Below are 24,784 nucleotides of genomic sequence, written 5' to 3' on the forward strand. Positions count from 1 at the left end.
TCCTCGGACTCACCGGTCTGAGAGGTGTCCGGTAGCGGTGCTCCGGGGGTGAGTGGTGAGGTATTGGGGCGTCGGCGGTGCGGTCCGAACCGGTTCCGGCCTCGAGCGCATACATCGACATCATCCAGGACGCGCGGTCGTCCTTTCACCCGATCATCACGGATAGCGGGTACCCCTATGGGGTACTCTAGACTCGTGGGCAATAGAGGCGGGTGCGTTCGCAAAGTCGCTGCGCGTCTTGGCGCCGCCCGATTGCTGCTGCTCGGCGGCGTCATCGTGCTCGTCATCGGTGGTCTGCTGGGTATGCACACCTTCACGAGCAACCACGTCGCGCCGCCGACGACCGCTGTCTCCGCCCATACGGTCGCCGGGTCCACTCACGCCCCTGTTACGACCAACGACGCCGTCGATGCGTGTGTGAGCTGCGGAGAGCACGATTCCGACGGCGTCGGGATGATGCTGATGTGCGGCATGGTGCTCCTATCCGTGCTCGGCCTCAGTGTGCTCCGCCTTCCCTCGGGGGTGACAGTCCGCATCCAGCGCATTGTCCGACGGAAGCCCAGACTAAAACCGGCCCCACCTCATCTCAGACCCTCGCTCATAGCCCTCTCGATCAGTCGGACCTGATGGTGGCGCGCTCCTCGGCCTCAACCGCAGGAGCACGCCTGCTCGCCCGCTACCGCTCGGCGGGCGCTTCACCCATCGACCAAGAAGAGAGATACCAACCATGAGCAAAGCCAGAATTGCTACTTTCGCCGCCGCGTCCATCACCGCCGTCCTGCTATTGACTGGATGCAGCAGCACGCCGTCCGGAACTGAGTCGTCCGGATCGTCCTCGGTGCCGTCGGCTGAAGTGTCGGCCGAGGCGAACGCCGCGGACGAGATGTTCGCAACCATGATGATCGTCCATCACGAGCAGGCGATCGAGATGAGCGACGTCATCCTCGCCAAGAACAGTGTTGACCCGGCGGTCACCGAGTTGGCACAGAAGATCAAGGACGCCCAGGGGCCGGAGATCGACCGGATGAATGACTGGCTCAAGGCGTGGGGAGCGTCCGCCCCCGACATGGGCGGGATGGACCACGGCGATGGCATGGGCGGCATGATGTCCGAGGAGGACATGGCGGCGCTGGAAGCCGCCGACGGCCCAACCGCGTCGAGGCTGTTCCTTGAGCAGATGATCCAGCACCACGAGGGCGCCGTCGAGATGGCCGAGGCGCAGGTCAAGGATGGGCGGAACACCAACGCCGTCGAGCTCGCTGAGCAGATCATCGAGGCCCAGACGGCCGAGATTCAGGAGATGCAGGAGATGCTCAAGAGCCTGTAATCGTCCCTGGGGCGGTCGGCTCGCCGTCCGGCCGCCCCAACCTCTACGTCGCGCGGCATCCACTTCACGCGATCCCCGTCCGCTACCAACAGACACAGCAAGGAACTCCATGAACAGACTCAGACCGTTCCCTGGAGGTGTCCGCATCCGAGCCATTGCTGTAGCAGCCCTGACGCTTGGCGCGATCATGCTCAGCGGGTGCGCGAGCGTCGAAGCCTCATCAACGTCGACCCCGATCAGCACCGACAACGACATCCTTGCCGAGCACAACCTCGATGGTCTCGACGTCGGCCAGCTCGTCAACGCACTCGATTCAATGCCGTTGACTGACCGCCCAGACGGCCTCACCACTTCGATCACGGCAGAGGCGCTGACCCTGACCGACCAGCACAAGCACGCAGTCGAGGTCGCACTCCCCAGCGACGTTATCTACGTGTCCATCGCTCCTTATCAGTCGCAGACTCACGACTGCTTCCACCACAGCCCTACGAGCTGCGTCGGAGAGTTGCGGAACGTAGACGTCGTCGTGGTCGTGACCAACTCCGAGACGGGCGAGACGATCTTCGACGAGAACATGCAAACCTTCGACAACGGGTTTGCCGGCTTGTGGCTACCTCGCGACATTCAAGCAACGATCACCATCACGCGCGGAGGACAAGCCGTCACCTCCAGCATCTCCACGGCCGGCGACGACGCACAGACCTGCATCACCACGATGCAACTGACCTGACACCCGTCTTGGAATACCCCCCAGGGGTAGCACGTTGCAGGGAATGGGCCCAGCGCCAGCGCACGCAAGATCAAAGGGAAGGCAAACCAATCACCATGAGCGAAGCGATCAGCGTTGACGTCCAGACCTTCGACAAGGTCGTTCTGCAGAGCGACATCCCTGTCCTTGTCGACTTTTGGGCACCCTGGTGTGGTCCATGCCGCGCGATCGCTCCGATCCTCGACCAGATCGCAGCCGAACAGGACGGCAAGCTGCGAGTGGTGAAGCTCAACGTCGATGAGAATCCCAGTCTGGCCTCCCGCTATGACGTCAGTTCAATACCGGCCATGAAGGTCTTCCAGGGTGGCGAGGTCGTTCGGGAGGTCATGGGCGCTATGCCCAAGTCCCAGATGGAGGCACGCCTCGGCGGGATCATCTGACGACGCTTCCGTCTGCGCTAGCGACCCCCACACGGTTGGCACTAAGAGTGCGAGCCGCGCGCTATACGCGCACCTGACCCCCGAGACCGGCCCGCCCGTGACGGTCTCGGGGAGGGGCCGTCTTGGTGATGACCATCCGGGTCATGTCGTCCGGCAAGGGCTACGAGTACCTGCTGAAGTCGGTCGTCGTCGGCGACGGCGACCGCGAGATGAGTAGCCCGCTGACCCGGTACTACACCGAGTCCGGCTGCCCGCCCGGAACGTGGGCCGGCACCGGCCTGACGAGCCTCGACGACGGGCGCACCCCGGCGTTGGCCGAGGGCGACACCGTGACCGAGGAACATCTAGCCCGACTGCTCGGTGAGGGCATCCATCCGGTCACCGGGGACAAGCTCGGCAAGAGGTTCCCCTCGTTGCAACCCCCACGCGAGCGGATTGCGGCGCGGATTGCACGCCTCGACCCCGGCTTGCATGGCGAGGCACGGGCAGAGGCCGTGGAGCGCATCCGTGAGGAAGAGGTTGCGAAGAAGCCGCGCACCGCCGTTGCAGGGTTCGACCTGACGTTCTCACCGCCCAAGTCGGTCAGCGCGATCTGGGGCGTGGCCGACGCGGGCACGCAAGCCCTGATCGCGCAGGCGCATCACGCCGCGATGCGCGACACGATCGCGTTGCTCGAACAGCGGGTCGCCGCAACCCGCGTCGGCGCGGGCGGTATCGCGCAGATGCCGATCGTGGGCGTAATCGCCACGGCGTTCGACCACTACGACTCCCGAGCGGCCGACCCGCAACTGCATACGCACGTCGTGGTGTCAAACAAGGTGCAGGGCGAGGATGGCCGCTGGCGCACGCTCGACTCGCGTCGCCTGCACCGGGCGACGGTCGCGCTCTCGGCGTCGTACAACGCTTTTCTCACCGATCACACTGCGCGGTTGCTCGGCGTGACGTGGGTGCCCGTCGACCGGGGCAAGGACCGCAACACCGGCTGGGAGATCGAGGGGGTACCTGTCGCGTTGATCGCGGAGTTCTCCCGCCGCACCACAGGAGGCAGCGACAGCGGGGAGGGCATCGAGCAGGCCAAGAACCGGCTGATCGAGCGGTACGTTGCCGAGCACGGCAGGCAACCCTCAGCGGCGACGATTGCGAAGCTCCGGCAACAGGCGACCTTGGAGACGCGACCCGAGAAGGAACTGCACTCGCTGGCCGACCTCACCGCCGACTGGCGTGCGCGGGCCGAGGTCGTACTCGGCGAGGACGCACCCACGTGGGCGCAGCACCTGCTCGACCGGGGTGCGACCGAAGCCCGGCTGCGTGCGGACGATCTCGGGCTGGAGCAGGTCGAGGATCTCGCCTCGGTGGTGCTGATGAGTGTGGCGAACCGGCGCGCAACCTGGGGGCGCTTCAACCTGCACGCCGAGACCATGCGGCAGATCATGGGCGTCCGCTTCGCAACCACCGAAGACCGTCTCCAGGTGCTCGATCAGATCGTCGCGCACGCGGAAGCCGAATCGCTCAGACTCACCCCGGACTACGACCGCGCCCTACCCGCTCACTACATCGAGAGCGAGGGCAATAGGTTCCAGCCCGTCGATCAGATCGCGTACTCCAGCCAAGACATCCTCGATGCTGAGCAGCGCCTACTCGCGCGCAGTCAGCGCACCGGCGGGCCATCATTGACGGCGCGGCTCGTCGCGCGGCATACCTCCCGCAAGATCAGGGGCGTCCGGCTCGACCCCGACCAAGCCGTCGCTATCACCCGCATCTCCCGTTCCGGGCTGACTCTCGATCTGCTGGTCGGCCCCGCTGGTTCCGGCAAGACCACCGCACTACGTGCTCTGCACCGGGCGTGGACAGCCGCACACGGACGCGACTCGGTGATCGGCCTCGCGCCGTCAGCGGCTGCCGCCGAAGTGCTCGGCGAATCGCTCGGCGTGCGGGCAGAGAACACCGCGAAGTTCCTTTACGAACACCATCACAGACGCTGGAAACTCGAAGCCGGACAGCTCATGCTGGTGGACGAGTCCTCCCTCGCCGGAACCCTCGCGCTCGATCGCATCACCGAGCATGCCGCCAAGGTCGGAGCCAAGGTCGTGCTCATCGGCGATTGGGCGCAACTCTCGGCGGTCGAGGTCGGCGGGGCGTTCGGGATGCTCGTGCGCCATCGGCAAAGCGTGCCCGAACTCACGGATGTGCGCCGCTTCGCCAACGATTGGGAAAAGACCGCCAGCCTCGGCCTGCGACACGGACGCACCGATGCGCTCGACGAGTACCAGGAGCGTGGCAGGCTGGCGGGCGGTGACGCCGAGACGATGCTCGATGCGATCTACGAGGCGTGGCGCAGCGACCGCGACGAGGGCCTGCGCACGCTGATGATCGCGGGCACCGGCGAGATGGTCGCCCAACTCAACGAGCGCGCCCGCGCAGACCTCATCGAGACTGGGCAGGTCGAGGCAGATGGTGTGCGGCTGCATGATGGCACTACCGCAGGCGTCGGCGATCTCGTCGTCACTCGACTCAACGACCGCCGCTTGTCCACCGGCAGGGCGTGGGTCAAGAATGGCGACCGCTGGCACGTCACCCGCCGCTACGACGACGGCTCGCTCGCTGTGCGCCGGTTGGGGCGCGGCGACAAGCCCCACGGTAAAGCTCTCGTGCTACCCGCGAAGTACGTCCGCGAGGAACTCGAACTCGGCTACGCCTCCACCGTTCACCGGGCTCAGGGAGCCAGCGTGGATACCGCGCACGCGCTCGTTGACCCTGAAGTCTCGTCGCGGGAGTTGTTCTATGTGGCGATGACGCGAGGCAAGCAGCGCAACTACGCCTATGTCATCGTGCCCGACCCGCACGAGATCGAAGCGCATCTCGGCCAGCCCGAACCCTTGACCGTGACGGACCGGCTCGCCAAGGTGCTCGCCCGCAGCGATGCTGACCTGTCCGCCACCGAAACCCTCAAGCTCGAGGTCGATCGACACTCCTCTCTGTCCACGCTGCTCGCCGAGTACGACGTGCTCGCCCGCGAAGCACAGACCGAGCGATGGGCAACTCTGCTCGATGTCGCACCGTTCCCCGAGAACGTGGCCGACGACGTGTTCACCAGCCCCTACTACGAACGCCTCGAAGCAGCCCTCGCCCGGCACGAGGCCGCCGGCCGTCTCGCGTCGGCCGCGCTTACCGCACTCGCACCGAGACTCACGCCGGGCGAAGACCAGGCTGACCCCGCCGCGCAGCTCGCCGACATGCTTGACCAAGCCACCCAGCAACTCCGGCCCGGTAAACGAACCAGGGCGCGGGTAGCCGGACTCATCGCGAAGCCTGTCGAGCCGATCGCTGACGACATGCAGACCGCGCTCGCCCAGCGGCAGGCGCTCATCGAGGCTGCTGCGCGCCGACTCCTACGCGACGCCCAAGAAGTAGGAGCCGCATGGGTGGCGAAGCTCGGGCAACCCAGCGCCCGCGCCGAGGCGCAAGAACGGTGGGAGGCGCACGCGGTCACGGTCGCGCTGTACCGCTACCGCTACGAGATCACCGGCCCGTCACCGCTCGGCGATGCCAAGGCCATCACGACCGCAGACCAAGCGGTCGAGTATCGAGCGGCACAGGTTGCGCTCCGGGGCGCTCAGACAGCGAACCGAGATCATGATCAGGTGCAGGATCGAGTTGCTCGTCGGCCAGACCCTCGGCTCCGCCTCTGAAGGTCGTCGTGCCCCGGAACGCTGTTCGCCACCTTCGTCGTCTAGCGCGGGGTGCGAGGCTTGCACCCCGTCGATGTCGGAGCCCGCAACTATCATTGGAACACCAGACCACGCCCGAAATCTCAAGGCAGAAAGGGGGGACAGCATGTCGGTCCTCACGAAACAGTTCAAGGACGCACTCTCGAAGATAGAACCTGGGGAGGACGCTGAACACGCAGCCGAGGCTCATGCCGAGGTCCGTGATGTCCTCGACGGTCATGCCGATCTTGTGGAGTGGGGTCTTCACTCCGTGCTCATCGGCTCGTACAGACGCGAAGTTTCAATTCGCCGAGTTAAAGACGTGGATGTCTTCTGTGAACTACCGAACCTGCCAGACGATGAGGACCCGCAGGATCTGCTGGATAAGTTCGCTAACCTGCTCGAAGGCGAGTATGGAGACCGGGTTACGAAGAACGACCGCTCAGTGAAGGTGGACTTCCCTGATTTCGATATGCACGTGGACGTAGTGCCAGCTCGACCCGCCGATGATGAATGGGAAATCCCCGATCGTGATGGCGGATGGGAGAAAACTCATCCTGTAAAGTTCAGCGAACTCAGCACTGCCCGAAATCAAGATCATGATGACAAGTACGTTCCAGTGGTCAAACTCGTGCGCCAAACCCGTCGGGCACTGCGTGGCGACGTCAAACCCGGCGGCTTCTTTGTAGAGGTTGCCGCATATCACGCGTTCGCGGATATCCCGGATGGAAGTTCGGATGAGTCGCCAAGCTCTACGGCGGAGTACTACACGGTAGCACTAGAAAAGATGGCACCTATCCTTCGTGACCACGCGGATGGTGTCGCCCGACTGATGAATCCAGCGATACCAGATCAAGAGCTTCACATCCGAGCAACCCAGGAAGAACTTGACACGATCGCCGATGAGTGGGAACAAGCTGCCGTCGATGCGCGTCAAGCCTTGGAATCGGGAAACGACCAGGACGCGGCTCGGACGTTCAAGCGCCTGCTCGGACAAAACAGCGACGGTAACGATGTCTTCGAGGTTCCGGTGGCGGTGTCAGCCGGACACCGCAGCTTGCCCAGCGGAGAGTCACCCACGTTCGGATGAGCCAGACCACAGACGCTTACGTCGAAGCGGCGGTCCGCCGCTTCGACGAGGCGCTGAACCGCGCGCGATTTCAAACTGTGAAGTGTGGCGACGCCCCTGACGACTGGGAGTGGATCGGCACGGTAGGAGGGAATTCTGAGCCAGCGACCATCTCACTCACCAACGATTTTCCGTTTGCAGCTCCTCGCGTCGTTCTACCACAAAGAGTGGATGAGATCGATTGGCATCAGATGCCGGATGGGTCACTGTGCCTTTGGAACGCTCACTCCCTAGGAAGCCAGCCGTGGCTCGACGGAGACGGGCTCCTTGCGCGGATCGAAGAGTGGATTGCTCATGCGGAGGCAGGTTGGGTCGATGACATGCCACAGCTTGATTTGGAAGCGTACAACAACCTATGGCTCGAGGTCCGCGATGGCCAATGGTTCACCCCTATCTTGGCTATCGATGATTGGGAACAGATAGCTGGAGGTTGGTTTCGCACCACTCCACCCGACGAGAACGGTCTGCTAACAGTCACGAGCGCGCAGCTATCTGAGCCAGCAACGCCAGCACCCCCGCGCAACAAGAAGAAGCGAAGAGCCGGACTCAGCACGCAGAACCGACCGAACAAGTTCCTGAACGGAATCGCCATTGACCTCGGGAAGGTCACGAAGCCGTTCATCTTCACCGAGCAGTTAGCCGAAGAAGCAGGGGCGAACGGTCCCTTGATCGTAGCGATGCTGGAAGCAAGGCGGCCAGTTCTGTTCGCGGCTCGATACACGCGCGACGAGGCCGTAGGTTTCATCGGTTTCTGGTTCGAATCTACAAAAGATGGAATTACCCGCCGATGCTTTCCCGTAGCTGAACGGCGATACGCGCAACAACGGCGAGCCGGGTGGCATGCGGCAACCCTCTCAGATCGGAAGGTATCGGTCATTGGCGCAGGCAGTATTGGCTCTCATCTCGCCGACCTTCTCCATCGCAGTGGTGTGAATGACCTCACGATCCACGACTTCGATGTGCTATTCCCCGGAAATCTCACACGTCACGCCGCTTCTCCAGCTTTTGTTGGTGCCTCAAAGACGACTGCCGTAAGAGAAACAGCGAACCTGCGAACACCGGAACACCCGATCAAGACCTCTACCTCGGTTCGAGGCCTTAACGAAGCTGTACAGCTCTTACGCGACCAGGATCTTGTGGTCGACTGCACCGGCGATCGGCTCACGTGGCAACTTCTGCTTGCCGCCGCCGAAGTCACCGGACGATCTTTTCTACACGTCGCAGTCATCGGACATGGGCAGGTCGGCCGTGTAGATATCTGCCCTCCGCTAGAGGGGGCAGATCCCGTTGCGGAGAGTGTTGTTCAGCCTCTCGCAGCTACCGAGTGGGAAGCAGGATGCGGCGACCCAGTGAGCCCTACGCCGCCTACGGCAGTAGCCGAGACCGCAGCGATGGGTGCTCGCTTTGCGATCAGGATGCTCGCTGGGGAGTCGGTTCTCCCGGCTGGTGAGTCGCGCGAACTGTTTCCGGTGCTCCCATGACCAGAACACTCACTCTCACGGACACCGTATGGCGAACTCTGCGGCTGGCAGGCACACGAGCACTTCCTCGTGAAACTGGCGGCCTATTGCTCGGGTACTACACCGAAATCGGGCCGCACGTAACCGAAGCCCATGTTGTGCCCGACCCGCGTGCTACTCGCATCCGATATCGCCGAGATGTCGTTGCTGCCGAACGCATCCTAAGAGCAAGGATCCGCGCGGACGATAGCGATGCCCTCGGCTACATCGGCGAGTGGCACACCCATCCACTACCGATCGGCCCGAGCACGACTGATGTTCACGCATCTGGACGGCTTGCCGTCGCCGGAGGCCATGACATCGCTCTACTGGTTCTTGCTCTAGGGACACGAGGTTGGAGTGGCCATGCGCTCAACGCGGATCCGACAGAAAGCATAGAGACGCTCAAGTTCAGTGTGGAAGGAACCGGCAATGACGGATAACAACAGGCTCAGGTCAGCGTTCCTCGCAAAGCAGAACCACCTGCTCGCCGCCCTGGAGATTGTGCCAGACCTGACCGGTCACGGAACAACGATTGGTGACGACTCCGAGGCGAACTGGGCGCGGGTACTTCGTGAGTTCCTACCCGCGCGGTACGGGATTGCAAAAGGACAGGTCATAGACTCGCAAGGGGGCATCAGCGACCAGATCGACTTGCTTATCTACGATGCTCAGTACACTCCGCTACTCGCTAAGACTGCGAACGGGGATCTGTTCGTACCAGCGGAAGCTGTCTACGCAGTTTTCGAAGTGAAGCAAGAAATGAATAGGAAGTTTCTGGAGTACGCCGGGAAGAAGATCGCTAGTGTGCGTGAACTGACCCGCACGTCGGTCAACATCGCCCATGCGGGAGGCACGTACGACCCCAAGCCACCCATTCCGATCCTCGGCGGACTACTGACCACGCGGAGCGGCTGGGCCGATCTAGAAGGAAAGGCCGCTGTGAACGCGTTGCTAGAACTAAGCGGCGCCCGCCGGGTAGACATCGGCTGTGCCCTACGAGGAGTCTCGTTCAACCGGATAGAAGAGCCTCCAACAAGTTTGCCGGAGTACAGCGAGCCCGATGTGACGCTGATGTTCTTCCTCATCCGACTGTTCGGCCGCTTGCAGAAGGTTGGCACCGTCGCGGCTGTTGACATCGATGCTTACATGAACGCCCTCGATTTGAACGATGCGCCAGTCGCGGATTCCTAATGGCCTTTCTATTGCGAGCCTCGATATCTCCTGCCCCAGGTGAAGCCTAGATCGAGTTCCGCAGGACAGCGCTCGACGATCGCGACGTGTGCCACCGATCGAACCTCCTTCGTATCGCACCGGACAGTGCTGCGGTGCGTGGGTCTGTGCGCATGCTGGTGGCAGACGTCTTCCGCACAGGCACCGTCAGTTGAACGCGCGTTGGCCCACGTCCATCGGGATCGCGGCGGTAGAATCGTGGTGGCATCATCAGGTAGGCGGTCCAGGTTTCGCCGCGATCGCAAGCAAAGGGGCGCGGAGTGGCGGGCATCGAATCGGAGGTCTTAGAGACCTTCCTAGCCGCACTGACAGATGTGGATGACGTGCCGCCGCAGGTGACCGAGAGGCTTGCAGCGTTGCTGGCGGCGGACAAGCTACCGAAGCCGGACCAGCTTGTGGCGCTCTACACCGATGCGAGTGGTGAGTCAGCGCTGTGATCCAGGTTCAGAAACTTCGAATAGAAGAGTTTCGCGGCATTCGCGACCTCGACCTCGACCTGGGCAGCGGTTCCTTCGTGGTGGTCGGGCCGAACGGGTCGGGCAAGAGCGGAGTGGTAGACGCCATCGACTTCGCGTTGACGGGCAACGTCGCTCGCCTCAGCGGAGCTGGCACAGGCGGCATCTCTGTCGCGAAGCACGCGCCGCACGTGCACCAGCGGGATAACCCAGCCGCTGCTAGCGTCACCTTGACGTTCACACACCCAGCCAGCGGACAGACCGGTACTCTCACTCGTAGCGTGAAGACCGCGGGCCAGTTCACCCTGGAGCCCAAGACTCCCGAACTCGTCGCAGCTGTGGAATGGGCTGCTCGCCATCCTGAGTTGATCCTGTCACGACGTGAAGTCATTAAGTATGTCAACACCGAGCCGGGGAAACGTGCCCAAGAAGTGCAGGCTCTTCTAAAGCTCGACCGTATCGACGAGACTCGTCGCCTACTCAACACGGCCCGCAACAAGACGAGCGCTGCCGCCAGGAGCGCGGACGACGCCGTGAAGTCCGCAGAGGATGCCGTCAAACGCGGCCTCGACATCACCGATCTGCTGCCGAGCGAGGTCACGGTGGCGGTCAACAAGAAGCGTGAAGTGCTCGGCCTGGAAGCGCTGCCAGTAACCACCCTTGAGACTGACCTCAGCGCCGGAGCCAGAACCGACGATAGTCAAAGCACTTTCAACCGAGCTTCGGCCATCCGGGACATCGAAGCCGTCACCAGCTACATGGCTGAGCACGAAGACCTGGACAACGCAGCGAACGATCTGGGCGCGGCATTGAGCGATCTCGATGCCGATCCCGCAGTCCTCGACTCGCTGAAGCACCGCCAACTGGTCGAGACCGGCCTGCCACTAGTGATCAGTACCGCCTGCCCGCTGTGCGACCTGGAGTGGCCCGATGTCGCGTCGCTGCGGAAACATCTGAACGACAAGCTCACTCGATCCGAGACCGCCGCAACGCTCCAGCAGCGCATCCAGACCGCTGCGGGCAAGGTGATCGGGCAACTTCGCGTGGTACGTTCCCTGATCCAAGCGGCACAACCGCACGCTGTCACGATGGGACAGTCTGCGTTGCAGACGTCTCTCTTGGAGTGGTCGAATGACCTTGCCGCGTTCGAAGCGAAGCTGACGGCAGTCGAGTCCGTCCGTGACGAGTCCGAACGCGTCACCACCGATCCGTTGGACACTCCGTCACCGATCGCTGATGGATTGAAGGCGCTTCGAACGACGATCGAAGCACTGCCAGACCAGACCACGACCGAGGCCGCACGGACCTTCCTCACTGTTGCTCAAGATCGTTGGACTCAACTACGCCAAGCGCGGGCGAAAGCAACGAAGGCAACCGCAGCTCACAAAGCCGCGAACGAGGTCTACGAGAAGTACAACTCTGTGGCAGACGCGGCACTGACGACGCTCTACAAGACTGTCGAGACCGACTTCAGTAACTTCTATCGGCAGATCAACGCCGACGACGAATCATCCTTCAAAGCAGGGCTGTCACCCACCGCCGGGAAGCTCGACCTCGAAGTCGACTTCTACGGGCTCGGCATGTTCCCACCGATGGCCTACCACAGCGAAGGTCACCAGGACGGGATGGGGGTCTGCCTCTACCTGGCCCTGATCAGGCAACTCCTCAAATCGGACTTCCGGCTCGCCGTTCTCGACGACGTCGTCACCTCCGTGGATGCCAACCACCGCCGACAGTTCTGCAAGTTGCTCAAAGACGTCTTCCCTGACGTCCAGTTCATCATGACGACCCACGATGAGGTTTGGGCACGACAAATGCAGTCCTCGGGACTCATCGCTCGACGTTCGCTCGCTCGATTCCACGGCTGGACCGTCGATGGGGGACCGTTCTATGGTCAGGGTGTCGACTTCTGGACTCAGATCGAAACCGACCTCGCCAGTGATGATGTTCCTGGCGCGGCTCATAAGCTGCGGCGCAATCTGGAGTCGTCACTAGCCGATGTCGCTGCGAGCATCCAAGGCCAGGTCGTGTTCCGCGCCGATAACAACTACGACCTCTCATCCTTCTTCTCAGCGGTCAAGGGCAGGCACGGAGACCTGCTCAAGAAGGCCACCGCCTCCGCGAACTCGTGGAACAACGACGCGGCGAAGCAGAAGGTCGAAGCCCTGAAGGGTGAGCGAGCGAAGGCGATCCTCGCTCAGGACGGGGAAAACTGGACGATCAACACTCTCGTCCACAACAACGACTGGGCGACTATGACGAAAGCGGACTTCGCACCAGTCGTTGAAGCTTGCAAGCAGTTCCTCGAACTGTTCACCTGTAGTAACGATGCGTGCGCCGGGTGGATCTACGTTCTCGGTATCCCCGGAAAGGAAGAAGAACTTCGGTGCTCCTGCGGGGACTTCAACCTGAACCTACGGAAGAAGTAACGAGCTGCCTCGTGTGCTCCACATGGTCGCGGGGAGGTCCGCGCGGCTGGCTAGTGAAATGTCACGACTTCTCCCGAGTGACTTGCCGGGGAGTATTTGACCCCGACTTGGTAGCGGCGGACCGTGCCGGCGCCGTCGGGGAACTCCACTGGCACAGTGAACATCAACGCGTCGTTCTCAGGTGCAGGTTCGCCGTCACGGGTCCCATGGACGAATCGCAGGTGGAACATGAGGCCGCTTCGGATCTTGGCCTCAATAGCCTGGACGAGTTCCTCTCGGCTAAGCCCATCGAGTCCAGCCCTGCGCACTGAGGCTCCGTGACCGTCGGTCTCGCTCGTCAAGTAGATGAATCGTCGCTCGTCGAGATCAAGCTTCAACTCACTGAGCGGGCTCTGCGCGCCACCGAGCGCGGTCAGCGTGAGCGCGCTGTCTTCGTCGGCCCACTCCGGCACGCCGTTGTCCATGCGGTGGTCGAGTACCACGCCGTAGAGCGTCTGCTCAACTCCGACGAGCCGGAAACCGTGGTCTCTGGTGGGCGGGGTGATGTGCGGTGAGCCGTCCTCGTCGGCTGGAACGACGAGCGCATCGCCGTCGCGGATCGCGTACTGCGGAAGCAGCATGAACGACTTGAGTGGAGTCCATGTCGAGCAGTCGACGTATCCCAAGTACGCGGCCGTCGAGTCTCGCAGCGCGGCGTCCATCGCGCTGACCTGTGTTCGCGACATGTTCGTGAGATAGAGGACGTAGTACTGCTCAGTGGCCAATTGAGGAAAGTCGTTCGTGCGGACCAGGTGCTCGTCCAGTTCCTTCCACACCCAATCGGGCGGCGCGCTGAGGATGTCGCCCTGGCTGATCGCAGTCCGCTGAGGCCCGTGACGCCAGAGCGCCGGCAACCAAGATTTCGAGAATTCGAAACCATAGTGGTTGCTCTCGGCGGCGGTGGAGTCGAAGAGGAAGGCGACCTCCGCATGTGTCGCTCGGGGAGTCAGAGCCCACCGCAGGTCGGCGTACTCCACGCCGCCCCTGGCAAGTTCGCGGGTCGTCTCGCGATGCAGCGCACGGATCAGGTCGCCGACGTGTTTGCTGTCAAGGTCGAGCGCTGCCGCACTCGATGAGACGTACACATTCGTGTAGTTGTTCAGCGAGTGAATAGTGAAAGCGGGACCTGTTGTGCCGGTAGGTACATCGGACTCGCTACTCATGTTCCGATCGTCCCACACTGAGTGTTCCTCTTGAGGAAGTCGGCTACTCGATCGGAGACGTCGCTTTCTTGCTGTCGCGGCCTTGTGATCGACTGCCGCTGGTGCTCCGGATGTGCTCCTGAGTTGACCACAGACCCTCCTCGGACCGACTCCCAGTCCGTCGGTAAGGGTCCAGTGCTCGCTTGGATCACGACAGCAAGTCCTTCGTGTGTGTCCACACCGTCATCCGATGCACGCCGAACCGCCGGGAGATCGAAACCACGCTCTCGCCGTCCGCTCGGGCAGTTCTAATAGCGTCCACTTGGCTTTCTGTCAGCGGTGTTCTAGCTCGTCTCCTAGGGTTCGCTACGACCTCGGGCTCGTCCTCGGCTGCATCTTGAGGCTCGTCCCCAAGACCGAGTTTCGCCTGTTCCCACGCGGAACCCAGCCGCTCGAACCGCTGCCAGGTGTTCGGTTTGAGTCCGCCCGCGTCCACAAGGAAAAACAGGGTCTGCGCTTCGGCGGAGGCCCTGTTTGCGTGTGCGGGTTGGCTTTCTGTGGTTGCCGGCTTCCGGCTGCTGGCTACGGTGTGGCCCCGGCCCCCGCTTTGCTCAACCAAGGGTGCAATGGCATCCATCCATGGTGCAACGGCGTCCAACCGTGGTCATGTCGCGCCGAGCCGGGTCGGAGCCTCACCGATGCGGGTTGCGGCACCGCCAAGCCCTACTGTTTGCATCGAGCCAGGCTGTTAGAACAACCCCGCTCAGCGCGAACACCCTGTCTCGGCGTACGCTTCCGGTCATCACCCCCGGCAAAAACCCTCGCCGAATGACCGCGCAGAGCCAGTACAGTGGGGCTCAACCCGTGATCCGGGTACCGCTCACAACGAGGGGTGCCGCCGATGACTGTCGATCTGTGGCTCGTACTCGGACTGCTCGCTGTGGTCATCGTCCTGTTCGGGCTCGGTAGGCCGCGGCTCGACGTTGTCGCTGCTTGCCATCGTCGCTTTCCCGCTGGCGGGAGTGCTCACCTTTCCCGAGGCCCTCGCGGGATTTGCTGATCCCAGTGTGATTCTGATCGCAGCGCTCTTCGTGGTGGGCGAGGGACTCTCGCGCACAGGCGTGACCTATCGGGTCGGAGATTGGCTCGTGAAGCATTCGAAGTCGAATCCGAGGCGGCTGCTGGTGCTGCTGATGCTGACGGTTGCCGCGTTGGGTGCGGTGATGAGTTCAACCGGCGTGGTGGCCATATTCATCCCCGTGGTGTTGAGCCTCGCCGCACGCATGGGGATCTCGCCACGGATGCTGATGATGCCGCTCAGCATGGCGGCGCTCACCAGTGGCATGCTCACCTTGATCGCCACCGCGCCGAACCTCATTGTGGACGCGGAACTACAGCGGCAGGGCGCCGGCGGCTTCGATTTCTTCTCGGTCACGCCCTTCGGCCTGGTGATCTTGCTGCTCGGGATCGGCTACATGCTTGTCGTGCAGCGGTTTCTGGGTGGCGACGAGACTGAAGGGTTGGGCAGCGGCAGAGACTCTTTCAACGACCTGCTCACGCGCTACGAGATCGAGTCCCGCACGAGCAGGTTTCGTATCGGCGCTCGGTCACCCCTGATCGGGAGCGCCGTCGCAGGGATTCAATTCGAGGATGCGCCGACTTTCGTGCTCGGGGTCGAACGAAAGCGCTTCTGGCAAGGAACAGCCCTGCTGACCGAGCCGGACACCGTGCTCAAGCGCGGTGACACGCTGATTCTTGACCTTGCACCGGAGGGCTCCAAACTCGTGCAGCTGGGGCTCAAGTACGTCGGTGACTCGGACCGCGTGTTCGATGACCACGCACGTCAGCTCGGCATGGTGGAGGTAGTCATTCCTCCGGATTCGCGCATGGTCGGGCAGAGCGTGAGTGAGTTGCGCTTCCGTTCGGATCACGGGGTGACGGTGCTGGGTGTGCGTCAAGCCGGTCGTGTCGTGAAGGGCGACCCCGCTTACCAGCGGTTGCGTGCCGGTGCGGTGCTGCTGCTCGCCTGTGATTGGGACGCGATTCGTCGCCTCGGTGAAGTGACGGGCGATTTCCTGTCGATGGCGCCGCCGCGCGAGAGTGACGAGAGCGCTCCCGCCGCATCCCGAGCCCCGTTTGCGCTCTTCAGCCTCGCTCTCATGGTCCCGCTGCTGCTTCCCTTCCAGCCGTGATCTGGCATGGGCAGGAACGGGTTCATCGAAATTTCCCGTGGTGGGTGGCTTTTACAAGCGATAACCCCGGAGACTTGCTGTCGCAGAGGCCTTCCGGGGTCTTCAAGAATGAAGCTATCACAGGAAGTTAGCCTTTCCACCAGGGGTGCTGGCGCTGAGCCGGGGTGATAGAACACCCCGGCTCAGCGCCAGCACCCCTGTCTCGGCGAATCGTGCCCTGTCTCGGGCGGATGCTCAGCCCAACTAGGCCCAGTTCCTGCGGGGCGAGGTGTTGCCGACGCCGGCGTTGAAGACGTTGCAGGGGTCAAGTTCCTTGTAGAAGGACTCCAGCGACTCCGGTGCCTCGTAGATGCGGCCGTAGTTGTGTTCGGCGGGGATGGCGGCGCCGCGGTCGGTGAGCAGTTTCGTCATCTGCTCCTTGAGCTTGGCGGTGTCCACGCCCTTCTTCGCGACGTGGTTTTGGTGCATCACGTGGCAGAAGAAGTGGCCGTAGTACACGCTCACCTCGATCTGATCCTTGATCTCCGGCGGCAGCACCTCGAGCCAGTCGTAGTCGTCCCGGCGCAGCGCGACATCGAAGGTCACCATGCCACCAACCTTTTCGCGGTTGAGGTTGTTGTAACGACCCATCGCGCTGGCCGCACCGAAACGCTGCAGCATCGCGCTTTCCGCCTCGTCTTCGGTGCAAAGCAAGAAGCCACCACCACGACCCGGCTCAGCGAAGAACGCGGTGAGGAACTGCTCGGTTTCCTGCTTCTGCGCGTTGCCGACTTCCATGATCAGGTGGTGCTCATAGCGGTCACGGATATCGACGAGACGTTTCGGCAGCTTCGCGGGCACCAAGCCGAAGATTTTCTGCGAAATCGTGTCAGCGAAGGTCGGTCCGAAGACCTTGAACTTCCCAAAGACTCCGTTTGCCCAGGTCTTCAGCGAGAACATCTTGCCGAGCAGGTTGCTTCCCGCGTACTTCATCGCGACATAAGTGTCCTTGCCGTACTTCTCCGCCAGGTCGAAGGTCGTGCGGTCGAGGTACTCGCCGGAAATCGGCAGCTGGTTATCGGATGCGAGGACCGCCCGACGCAGATCCTCAAGCTCGGCAGGATCGTTCGTACCGATATAGAACGTCGTGGTGTGCTCATCCTTCGGGAAGGTGCGCGTACGCACGGCGAACACGAGGATCTTGCCTGCAGACCCGGAGGCCTCGTAAAGGAACTTCGGGTCGGCGTTATAGCGGGCAGGCGAGTCGGCGATCTCACGCACGTGTTCCGCGTAGGGCATGTTCAGTGAATCGGTCGGCGGCGGAGTGACATCCGCATCCGACCAGTCGCCGCGCTGCAGTCGGTCGAGCACCTGTGCCGGGTCGTCGCCGAGCTCGATGCCGAGGTGGTTGACGAGTTCGACCTTCTTGTCTTCGTTCACGCGCGCGAAGATCGCGTGTTCGGTGAACGCCGGACCCTTACGCACCTGGCTACCGCCCGAGTTATTCGCGATGCCGCCGATTACGGATGCGCCAATCGAGGTGGATCCGATTACCGAGTGCGGTTCACGCCCGTGCGGAGCGAGGGTGTCCTCGAGCTCGTAGAGTCTCGACCCGGCGAGGCAGACAGCCTCGCGCGCATCGTTGATGAGATGGATCTGGTTGATACGCATCGTCGACATAATGACGACGTCGCGATCGTAGCCCTGCTGGCCGGGGCCGGAACCGCCGGTCAGGCCGGTGTTGGCGGCCTGCGGAATAACGATGAGGTCCTTGTCGACGCAGACCTGCAGTGCACGCCACATGTCCACGAGGTTGCCGGGGCGAAGCACCGCAAGTACCTTGCCGGAACCGAATCGGTTGCCACGCGCGTACGGACCCGTTGCGCGGGCCGAGGTCAGCACATGAGCTTTCCCTAGGATGTCGACTAACGCTTTGAGCGTTGCCCCGGTGCCTCGGAACTCGTTACTGTGCATTTTCGAATCGCTGCTTTCCATCGTTATCAGGCTTAGGTTCGGCGCTTCGCCGCAGACCACGGTTCTTGAAACCTACCCGGCGCGCCGCCAACACGAGTTTAGTGGGCTCTCGGTTTTCGTGGGGCCGGAATGAGACCAACGGCGACCAACGTCGTTGGCATTGGCTAGCCTGGGGATTATTGACAGAGAGGGCAACATGGCCACGAAGACGACGTACCACGGTGGCCGCGCGATTCTTGCGATTGTTTTGTTGATTCTTGTGGGTGCCGGGCTTGCTGCCTGGGGTAGTTACCTGCTGCACGCGGCGACGGCGGGCGATAAGTCGGTGCTCCCAGCCGACGACGTGTTGCCAATGTTGCTCGTGATTGCGGGGGCACTCGTAGGTGTGGGCGGTGCAATCCTTGTGGTGCTGCTCTATTCCGGAGCGCGCATCCGTATTAGCCAAGTCCCCCACCACGGGCAGGCACTTCTTATTGGCCTCGGCTGGGGTGTTGTGGCCACCGTGCTCGCCTTGCTCATCGAGACTGCCAGCAAACACCTCCCTGGTTTTTGGGGCACGTCGACCGGCACTCTCGCACTGGCGGGGCCCATAGAGGAAGCGATGAAGCTACTGTTTCCCGTGTTGCTGCTCGCGTTCGGTTCCCGTTTCCGCGACCCGAAGCTTGGGTTCTGGATGGTGATGGCAGCTGGGGCGATGTTGGGTCTCCTCGAAGGCCTCGGATACGTGATTCATGATGTGCTGCAATTCCTCAAACCAGAAGTCAGTGCTGGCCTCCACGCGGTAGTCGGAGCCGTCGGTACGGTCAACCGCGCAATCATCGAGCCGCTGCATCCCATCGTGACCGCCGGTGCGGCGGCAATGATCTGGCTCGCGGCCACGAAGTACTCCCGCGGCAAAGCTATAGGTATGGGCATTGCGGCCTACGTAGGGGCTGCCGCGCTGCACTCCTTCAATGATGCGGTGATTGCCGCAGAACTTGGGAAGGTCAACACCTACCTCTCGCTCGTGGCGGCTGCGATCTTCATTGTGCTGGTCTACGCCTTCTGGTTGCGACCGCAGTATTCACGCTTGGAAGTACCCTCGCCGGTCGGCGCACCAGTCAGTTCTTGAGCAGCCGCAAAGCACTGCCCTTGTGCGCGGCTACGTGATCGGTCTATTCCGCCGACCCTATTTCCGGCCGAAGTTGGCACTTGAGGCGAGGTTGCTAGCAAGTTAGGCTCACCTTAGTTAATGTCAATAGCTCACTGTGAGTCGTGGCACGAAACCGGGGGATCAGACGTGGTGCGGATCGGCGGTTGACCGCGGCAGATCAGCTTGAGCAGGCCATCAGCGAGACGCTGCAGGATGCACGACTCGGCAACGCGCAGCGGCAGCTTCCCAAGGTGGGCGCGGATGCACTAGCACCGCCTCCCGGGCGATCGTTCGATGGCATCAGAGCGGCGCTGAAGGCAGTGGAAAGGCAGTCCGATGGCTAAACGCGGGTTTAATGGGGTCGTGATGCGCACCTATGGTGCGCGCGATCACGAGGCTACCGTCACCGAGATCCTGCCGCGCACGCAGCATTTCATTCGGGTGCGGATGAGTTCCCCGACCCTCATGGACGACTTCGTCTACCTCCCCACCTGCTTCGTGCGCTTTTGGTTCCCGGATGTTGACGACCCGGAGTCGGAACAGCAGCGGGCCTACACGATTACCGAAATCGACGAGGACGCGGGTACTTTCGCCGTGGACGTCGTCCTCCACGAGCCTTCCGGTCCCGCATCCGCGTGGATGATGAAAGCCAAACCGGGCGATAGCGTCTCGGTCACACCCCTCGGGTCCACGCATTTTGACGTGCCGGAAGAGCTCCCCGCGGGCTATCTCGTCATTGGTGACTCCGCATCCATCCCCGCCATCAACGCGATCCTCGAGACCGTGCCGAACGAGGTCCCGCTGGAGATCTATCTCGAAGAGCACGACCCGAAGGACCGCAGCATCCCGCTGGCAAGCCACCCGCTGGCAAGGTTCCATTGGGTGCCGCGTCGCGGTGAAACTTCGCTCGCGGCGGCGATTGAAGATCGCGACTGGTCAGACTGGAAGGTGTGGGCGGCGCCGGAATCCGGCTCGCTGAAGCACCTGCGGAAGCGGCTGCGGGATGACTTCGGCTTCCCGAAATCAGAGATTCACGCGCAGGCCTATTGGTACTACGGGCGCGAGTTTGGCAAGAAACGGCCGAAGAACCTCGTCGACGAGACGGCGATCGAGACGGCGGCGCCGGATGCGGCGGGGACTGTTGCTGCGCAGGAAGGCGCATCGACTCCGGAGGCTTTGGTGACCGGGGAGCGTCGTGAGGTCAGTGAAGAGTCGGTCGGTGCATACGCCGGCGATCTGCCGACGTCGGCCTCGAGATCTGCAGCGACGATGGACTCTAAAGCGAGTCACGTGGCATCGAGCGAACCTGCACCCAAGCGCGGCGCCTGGAAGGCCGAGGCTGGTGGCCGGCTGCTCGCGCCGCTGAAACCGACCTTCATCCTCGCGGGCATCGCGCAGGGCATCATCACCCTCGTCGAACTCGCCCCCTTCGTGCTGCTCGTGGAGCTCGCGCGACTGCTGCTGAGCGGCGCCGAAGCCGCACAACTGTGGACCCTCGGGGTCTGGGCGGTCGCGCTGATGGGTGCCGGGGTGCTGCTCTCCACCGCGCTATTGCTCTGGCTGCACGCCGTGGATGCGCGCTTCGCGAAGGACTTGCGACAACGACTGCTCCGGAAACTCTCTCGCGTGCCACTCGGTTGGTTCGACGCTCGCAGTTCCGGCCAGGTCAAACAGCTCGTGCAGGACGACACCCTCGCGCTGCACTATCTCGTCACCCACGCGGTACCGGATGCGGTGGCCGCCGCAGTCGCGCCGATCACGGTCCTCGTGTACCTCTTCTTCGTTGACTGGCGGATTGCGCTGCTGCTCCTGCTGCCAGTGCTCATCTACATCGTCGCGATGGCGATCATGGTGGTGCAGTCCGGTCCGCGCACGGGGCAAGCCATGAAGTGGGCCGAGCGGATGAACGTGGAGGCCGGGTCTTACCTCGAGGGCCAGCCGGTGGTGCGGGTCTTTGGCGGGGCCGCGGCCTCGACCTTCCGCGCTCGGCTCGGTGAATACATCCAGTTCCTCGAGGACTGGCAGCGGCCGATGAGCGGGCAGAAGGCCTTCATCGACCTTGTCACCCGCCCCGCAACCTTCCTGCTGCTCATTTGCGGGCTTGGCACGACCCTGATCGTGACCGGCGCAATGGATCCGGTCTCGATCCTGCCCTTCCTCTTCCTCGGCACCACCTTCGGCGCGCGCCTGCTCGGTGTCGGTTACGGACTCTCGGGCTTGCGCGGCGGACTGCTCGCGGCCCGGCGCATCCAAGTCACCCTCGACGAGGGCGAACTTGAGACGCTCGTGTCTGCGCCGTCGGTCGGTAGCTCTGCCGCCACAGTGGGGTCGGTTCAGGATGCGTCGGGTCGTAGGGCTGTGCCGGGTCGCGATCCCTCTGACCGGGATGCGTCGAGTCGCGATGCGTCACCGGATGCGCCGGGCAGGGATGCATCGGGCCGCGTTGAGTTCGACCGCGTCGGCTTCTCCTACCGACCCGGAGTCCCGGTGATTTCAGACCTCTCACTCTCACTCGAGCCCGGCACCGTGACGGCGCTTGTGGGGCCGTCAGGGTCCGGGAAATCCACGCTGGCGGCACTGCTCGCTCGCTTCCACGATGTGGCATCCGGCGCGATCCGCATTGACGGCCACGACCTGCGCGAATTCACCCCGGATGAGCTCTACACCAAGGTCGGGTTCGTCTTCCAACAGACCCAACTCGTGCACGGCACGGTGCGCGAGAACATCGCACTCGCCGTTCCCGACGCCACCGACGAGCAAATCGAAGCGGCAGCCCGCGCGGCTCAGCTGCACGATCGCATCCAAACCATGCCGCAGGGCTACGACACGGTGCTCGGGCCGGATGCGGCGCTCTCGGGTGGGGAGCGACAGCGACTCACGATTGCGCGCGCGATCCTCGCGGATACGCCGGTGCTCGTGCTTGACGAGGCCACAGCCTTCGCCGACCCCGAATCCGAATACCTCGTGCAGCAGGCTCTCGACCGGCTCACCGCGGGGCGGACGGTGCTCGTGATCGCGCACCGCCTGCACACGATCACCGGAGTCGACCAGATCGTCGTGCTCGAAGACGGGCGGCTCGCGGAACTCGGCAATCACGAAACGCTCATCACTCAGGCGGGCCGCTACCGGCAGCTCTGGGACGCTGGCGCCGCCGCGACCCTAGTCGGCGCATCCACCACCGTCGGCGCATCCACTGAACCCGGCTCAGATACCGCAACCGGTGCAGCGAAAGCAGCCAATGCCGGTGCCGCTACCGACACCGCTGAGACCCTCACGAGCGCATCCGGAGAAGGGCAGATCCGATGATTCGCACCATGCTGCAGCTGCTCGGCCGGGGGCGCGGCCGACTCATCACGAGCCACCTCATTTTCTCAGTCATCGGCCTGCTTTTCCGGGCCGCGGGCATCGTGCTGCTCGTCCCGCTGGTCGCCGCACTCTTCAGCGAGGATCCAGCATCCGCCTGGCCCTGGCTTGGGATGCTCGCCTTGGCGACCGTGATCGGTTGGTTTGTCGACGCTGCCGTGGCCCGTCGCGCCTATGACCTCGGATTCGGGCTGCTGGATACGGGACAGCGCACGGTCGCGGAACGTATTTCGAGCATCCGCCTCGGCTGGTTCAACGCCGAAAACACCTCGACCACCCGCCAGGCCGTGGCCGCGACCGGGCCGGACCTCGTGGGCGTGATCATTTACCTCGTCACCCCGCTAATCGGTGCGGTGCTGCTGCCGGTGTTCATCGGCATCGGTCTGCTGCCCATCGCGTGGCAGCTCGGGATAGTTGCCCTGATCGGGGTGCCCCTGCTGCTTGGCGCATATTTCCTCTCGGGCAAGTTCAGTCGCAATGCCGATCGCGCGGCAGAAGTCGCCAACGTGAGCCTGACCGAGCGCATTATTCAATTCGCCCGCACCCAGCAGGCCCTGCGCGCCGCGCGCCGGGTCGAACACGAGCGCAGCCTTACCGGTGCGGCCCTGGATGCGCAACACGGTGCGACCATGCGGCTGCTGCTTCTACAGATTCCAGGGCAGATCATTTTTGGCATCGTGAGCCAACTGATGCTGATTCTGCTCGCCGGGATGACGGTGGTGCTGGCGGTGCGCGGCGAGCTGACCGTGCCGCAGGCGATCGCGCTGATCGTGGTGATCGTGCGGTACCTCGAATCCTTCACGATGCTCGCGCAGCTCTCGCCGGGCGTGGAAGCGACCACCGGAACCCTGCGGCGCATCCGCGAAGTGCTGGATGCCCCGATGGTCTCGGTAGGCACCGAAACGCTCTCGCCAGCCGCCGCCGGTTCGGCACCGCGGATTGAATTCCAGGGCGTGCGGTTCGCGTACTCCACGGCAGCCTCGAGTGGCCAGGGTCACAGTGCGCAGGAGTCGAATGCTCGGGCCGCTGCCAGCGCGGCGAGCTCGGATAGCACCGTCGAGAGCGCGCGAGTCCTCGACAACTTCAACCTCACCCTCGAACCGGGCACCACCACCGCGATCGTCGGCCCATCCGGTTCCGGGAAGAGCACGATCCTCGCGCTCCTCGCGGGCCTGCACGAACCGACCGCAGGTCGCATCTACATCGATGATGTCGACCTCGCGACACTCACGCCCGAAGCGCGCCGCGAGCTCGTGAGCGTCGTCTTCCAGCAGCCCTATCTTTTCGACGGCAGCGTGCGCGAAAACATCCTGGTCGGCTCTCCCGAGGCGGCGGCGGATGCGGTGGCCGGTGCCGCGACTCTCGCTCGCGTCGATACCCTCGCCGCTCGCCTGCCTGACGGTATGGATGCGCGGGTCGGTGAAGCGGGATCGAGTCTCTCGGGCGGTGAGCGGCAACGTGTCTCGATCGCGCGGGCGCTGTTGAAGCCCGCCCCGGTGCTGCTTGTTGATGAGGCCACCAGCGCCCTCGACACCGAGAACGAAGTTGCGGTTTCGGCGGCACTCACCGACGACCCGATTTCCCGCACTCGGGTGATCGTCGCGCACCGGCTCAGTTCAATTCGCAATGCCGACCGCGTGGTGTTCATTGATCGCGGTCAGATCATCGAGGACGGCACGATCGAAGAGCTCTTCGCGGCCGAAGGCCGCTTCGCGAGCTTCTGGAACCAACAACACGCCGCCAGCGCCTGGCAACTCGCAAAGTCGGCGCACTCCAACGACAGGTACTCCAGCGACAGTCAATAGTTCGAAAGCCGGGAGCTCGACAACCGGTGACTCCCGATCGGCCCGCACGGGTTGAGCGTGAGCGGGAAAGGCGCTAGAAGCCAGGCGGGAGTAGGGCGAGCGTACGCCGAAGGCGGAACGGGTACCGGCCATCAGTAACACGCGGTAAACTTTCGCCTAACCGTGCGCGGATGGGCTGTGCCTGTCCGCGTGTTTCATTACGAGCATGGAATTGCCCTTACCGCATGACA

General features: G+C 63.1%; 18 protein-coding genes. 16 read left to right on the plus strand and 2 right to left on the minus strand.

Going from position 1 to position 24,784, the window contains the following annotated elements:
• The first annotated feature begins 195 nt into the window (after positions 1-195).
• From F8O05_RS03140 to F8O05_RS03185, 11 genes are all read left to right on the plus strand, one after another.
• The gene (locus F8O05_RS03140; protein WP_158051260.1) at positions 196-627 is read left to right on the plus strand and encodes a DUF6153 family protein; all 432 of its coding nucleotides are present in this window, start codon (positions 196-198) and stop codon (positions 625-627) included.
• Between the two features lie 100 nt (positions 628-727).
• Positions 728-1,327, plus strand: coding sequence for a DUF305 domain-containing protein (locus tag F8O05_RS03145; protein WP_158051261.1), 600 nt, complete (start codon positions 728-730; stop codon positions 1,325-1,327).
• A 109-nt stretch (positions 1,328-1,436) separates the two neighbouring features.
• Positions 1,437-2,057 (plus strand): CueP family metal-binding protein, encoded by a 621-nt coding sequence (locus F8O05_RS03150; protein ID WP_192497006.1) that lies wholly within the window; start codon positions 1,437-1,439, stop codon positions 2,055-2,057.
• A 95-nt stretch (positions 2,058-2,152) separates the two neighbouring features.
• Positions 2,153-2,476, plus strand: coding sequence for a thioredoxin (gene trxA, locus F8O05_RS03155; RefSeq protein WP_158051262.1), 324 nt, complete (start codon positions 2,153-2,155; stop codon positions 2,474-2,476).
• A 128-nt stretch (positions 2,477-2,604) separates the two neighbouring features.
• On the plus strand, positions 2,605-6,165 hold the full coding sequence (mobF, locus tag F8O05_RS03160; protein ID WP_158051365.1) for a MobF family relaxase: 3,561 nt from the start codon (positions 2,605-2,607) through the stop codon (positions 6,163-6,165).
• Between the two features lie 73 nt (positions 6,166-6,238).
• Entirely contained in the window at positions 6,239-7,273 is a 1,035-nt protein-coding gene (locus F8O05_RS03165; protein WP_225735700.1) for a nucleotidyltransferase domain-containing protein, read from the plus strand.
• The gene (locus F8O05_RS03170) at positions 7,270-8,793 is read left to right on the plus strand and encodes a HesA/MoeB/ThiF family protein (protein ID WP_158051263.1); all 1,524 of its coding nucleotides are present in this window, start codon (positions 7,270-7,272) and stop codon (positions 8,791-8,793) included. The genes F8O05_RS03165 and F8O05_RS03170 overlap by 4 nt, the downstream gene beginning before the upstream one ends.
• Entirely contained in the window at positions 8,790-9,254 is a 465-nt protein-coding gene (locus F8O05_RS03175; RefSeq protein ID WP_158051264.1) for a Mov34/MPN/PAD-1 family protein, read from the plus strand. Before F8O05_RS03170 ends, F8O05_RS03175 begins: the two co-directional genes overlap by 4 nt.
• Positions 9,244-10,005 (plus strand): DUF6602 domain-containing protein, encoded by a 762-nt coding sequence (locus F8O05_RS03180; RefSeq protein WP_158051265.1) that lies wholly within the window; start codon positions 9,244-9,246, stop codon positions 10,003-10,005. Before F8O05_RS03175 ends, F8O05_RS03180 begins: the two co-directional genes overlap by 11 nt.
• A 299-nt stretch (positions 10,006-10,304) precedes the next feature.
• A complete protein-coding gene (locus F8O05_RS14745) occupies positions 10,305-10,481 on the plus strand; it encodes a hypothetical protein (RefSeq protein WP_192497007.1) in 177 nt (58 codons plus the stop codon).
• Positions 10,478-12,928 (plus strand): ATP-binding protein, encoded by a 2,451-nt coding sequence (locus F8O05_RS03185; protein WP_158051266.1) that lies wholly within the window; start codon positions 10,478-10,480, stop codon positions 12,926-12,928. The genes F8O05_RS14745 and F8O05_RS03185 overlap by 4 nt, the downstream gene beginning before the upstream one ends.
• 50 nt (positions 12,929-12,978) lie before the next feature.
• On the opposite strand, the gene F8O05_RS03190 is transcribed toward F8O05_RS03185, so the two are convergent.
• Positions 12,979-14,130, minus strand: coding sequence for a hypothetical protein (locus F8O05_RS03190; RefSeq protein WP_158051267.1), 1,152 nt, complete (start codon positions 14,128-14,130; stop codon positions 12,979-12,981).
• 962 nt (positions 14,131-15,092) lie between these two features.
• Here F8O05_RS03190 and F8O05_RS03195 point away from each other — a divergent pair.
• The gene (locus F8O05_RS03195) at positions 15,093-16,301 is read left to right on the plus strand and encodes an SLC13 family permease (protein ID WP_192497008.1); all 1,209 of its coding nucleotides are present in this window, start codon (positions 15,093-15,095) and stop codon (positions 16,299-16,301) included.
• Positions 16,302-16,544: 243 nt separating this feature from the next.
• On the opposite strand, the gene dld is transcribed toward F8O05_RS03195, so the two are convergent.
• Positions 16,545-18,275: a D-lactate dehydrogenase gene (dld, locus tag F8O05_RS03200; RefSeq protein ID WP_225735701.1), complete on the minus strand. Its 1,731-nt coding sequence runs from the start codon at positions 18,273-18,275 to the stop codon at positions 16,545-16,547.
• Positions 18,276-18,450: 175 nt separating this feature from the next.
• Between dld and F8O05_RS03205 the strand changes: the two genes are divergently transcribed.
• The 4 genes from F8O05_RS03205 to F8O05_RS03220 all read left to right on the plus strand — a co-directional run bounded on the left by F8O05_RS03205 (position 18,451) and on the right by F8O05_RS03220 (position 24,554).
• Positions 18,451-19,365: a PrsW family glutamic-type intramembrane protease gene (locus tag F8O05_RS03205; protein ID WP_158051269.1), complete on the plus strand. Its 915-nt coding sequence runs from the start codon at positions 18,451-18,453 to the stop codon at positions 19,363-19,365.
• Between the two features lie 185 nt (positions 19,366-19,550).
• The gene (locus F8O05_RS03210; RefSeq protein ID WP_158051270.1) at positions 19,551-19,730 is read left to right on the plus strand and encodes a hypothetical protein; all 180 of its coding nucleotides are present in this window, start codon (positions 19,551-19,553) and stop codon (positions 19,728-19,730) included.
• Positions 19,723-22,692, plus strand: a complete 2,970-nt coding sequence (locus F8O05_RS03215) for an ABC transporter ATP-binding protein/permease (RefSeq protein ID WP_318655805.1) — start codon at positions 19,723-19,725, stop codon at positions 22,690-22,692. The genes F8O05_RS03210 and F8O05_RS03215 overlap by 8 nt, the downstream gene beginning before the upstream one ends.
• A complete protein-coding gene (locus F8O05_RS03220) occupies positions 22,689-24,554 on the plus strand; it encodes an ABC transporter ATP-binding protein (protein ID WP_158051271.1) in 1,866 nt (621 codons plus the stop codon). Before F8O05_RS03215 ends, F8O05_RS03220 begins: the two co-directional genes overlap by 4 nt.
• The last annotated feature ends 230 nt before the right edge of the window (positions 24,555-24,784 follow it).

The sequence above is a fragment of the Gulosibacter chungangensis genome (genome assembly GCF_008831155.1).
GTDB classification, from domain to species: Bacteria; Actinomycetota; Actinomycetes; order Actinomycetales; family Microbacteriaceae; genus Gulosibacter; species Gulosibacter chungangensis.

Excerpts from the sequence above, each read along its gene's own strand:
- F8O05_RS03190 (WP_158051267.1), bottom strand. The coding sequence starts at position 14,130 with ATGAGTAGCGAGTCCGATGTACCTACCGGCACAACAGGTCCCGCTTTC.
- F8O05_RS03220 (WP_158051271.1), top strand. The coding sequence starts at position 22,689 with ATGATTCGCACCATGCTGCAGCTGCTCGGCCGGGGGCGCGGCCGACTC.
- F8O05_RS03205 (WP_158051269.1), top strand. The coding sequence starts at position 18,451 with ATGGCCACGAAGACGACGTACCACGGTGGCCGCGCGATTCTTGCGATT.
- F8O05_RS03145 (WP_158051261.1), top strand. The coding sequence starts at position 728 with ATGAGCAAAGCCAGAATTGCTACTTTCGCCGCCGCGTCCATCACCGCC.
- F8O05_RS03170 (WP_158051263.1), top strand. The coding sequence starts at position 7,270 with ATGAGCCAGACCACAGACGCTTACGTCGAAGCGGCGGTCCGCCGCTTC.
- F8O05_RS03175 (WP_158051264.1), top strand. The coding sequence starts at position 8,790 with ATGACCAGAACACTCACTCTCACGGACACCGTATGGCGAACTCTGCGG.
- F8O05_RS03180 (WP_158051265.1), top strand. The coding sequence starts at position 9,244 with ATGACGGATAACAACAGGCTCAGGTCAGCGTTCCTCGCAAAGCAGAAC.
- trxA (WP_158051262.1), top strand. The coding sequence starts at position 2,153 with ATGAGCGAAGCGATCAGCGTTGACGTCCAGACCTTCGACAAGGTCGTT.
- dld (WP_225735701.1), bottom strand. The coding sequence starts at position 18,275 with ATGGAAAGCAGCGATTCGAAAATGCACAGTAACGAGTTCCGAGGCACC.
- mobF (WP_158051365.1), top strand. The coding sequence starts at position 2,605 with ATGACCATCCGGGTCATGTCGTCCGGCAAGGGCTACGAGTACCTGCTG.
- F8O05_RS03150 (WP_192497006.1), top strand. The coding sequence starts at position 1,437 with ATGAACAGACTCAGACCGTTCCCTGGAGGTGTCCGCATCCGAGCCATT.
- F8O05_RS03165 (WP_225735700.1), top strand. The coding sequence starts at position 6,239 with ATGTCGGAGCCCGCAACTATCATTGGAACACCAGACCACGCCCGAAAT.
- F8O05_RS03215 (WP_318655805.1), top strand. The coding sequence starts at position 19,723 with ATGGCTAAACGCGGGTTTAATGGGGTCGTGATGCGCACCTATGGTGCG.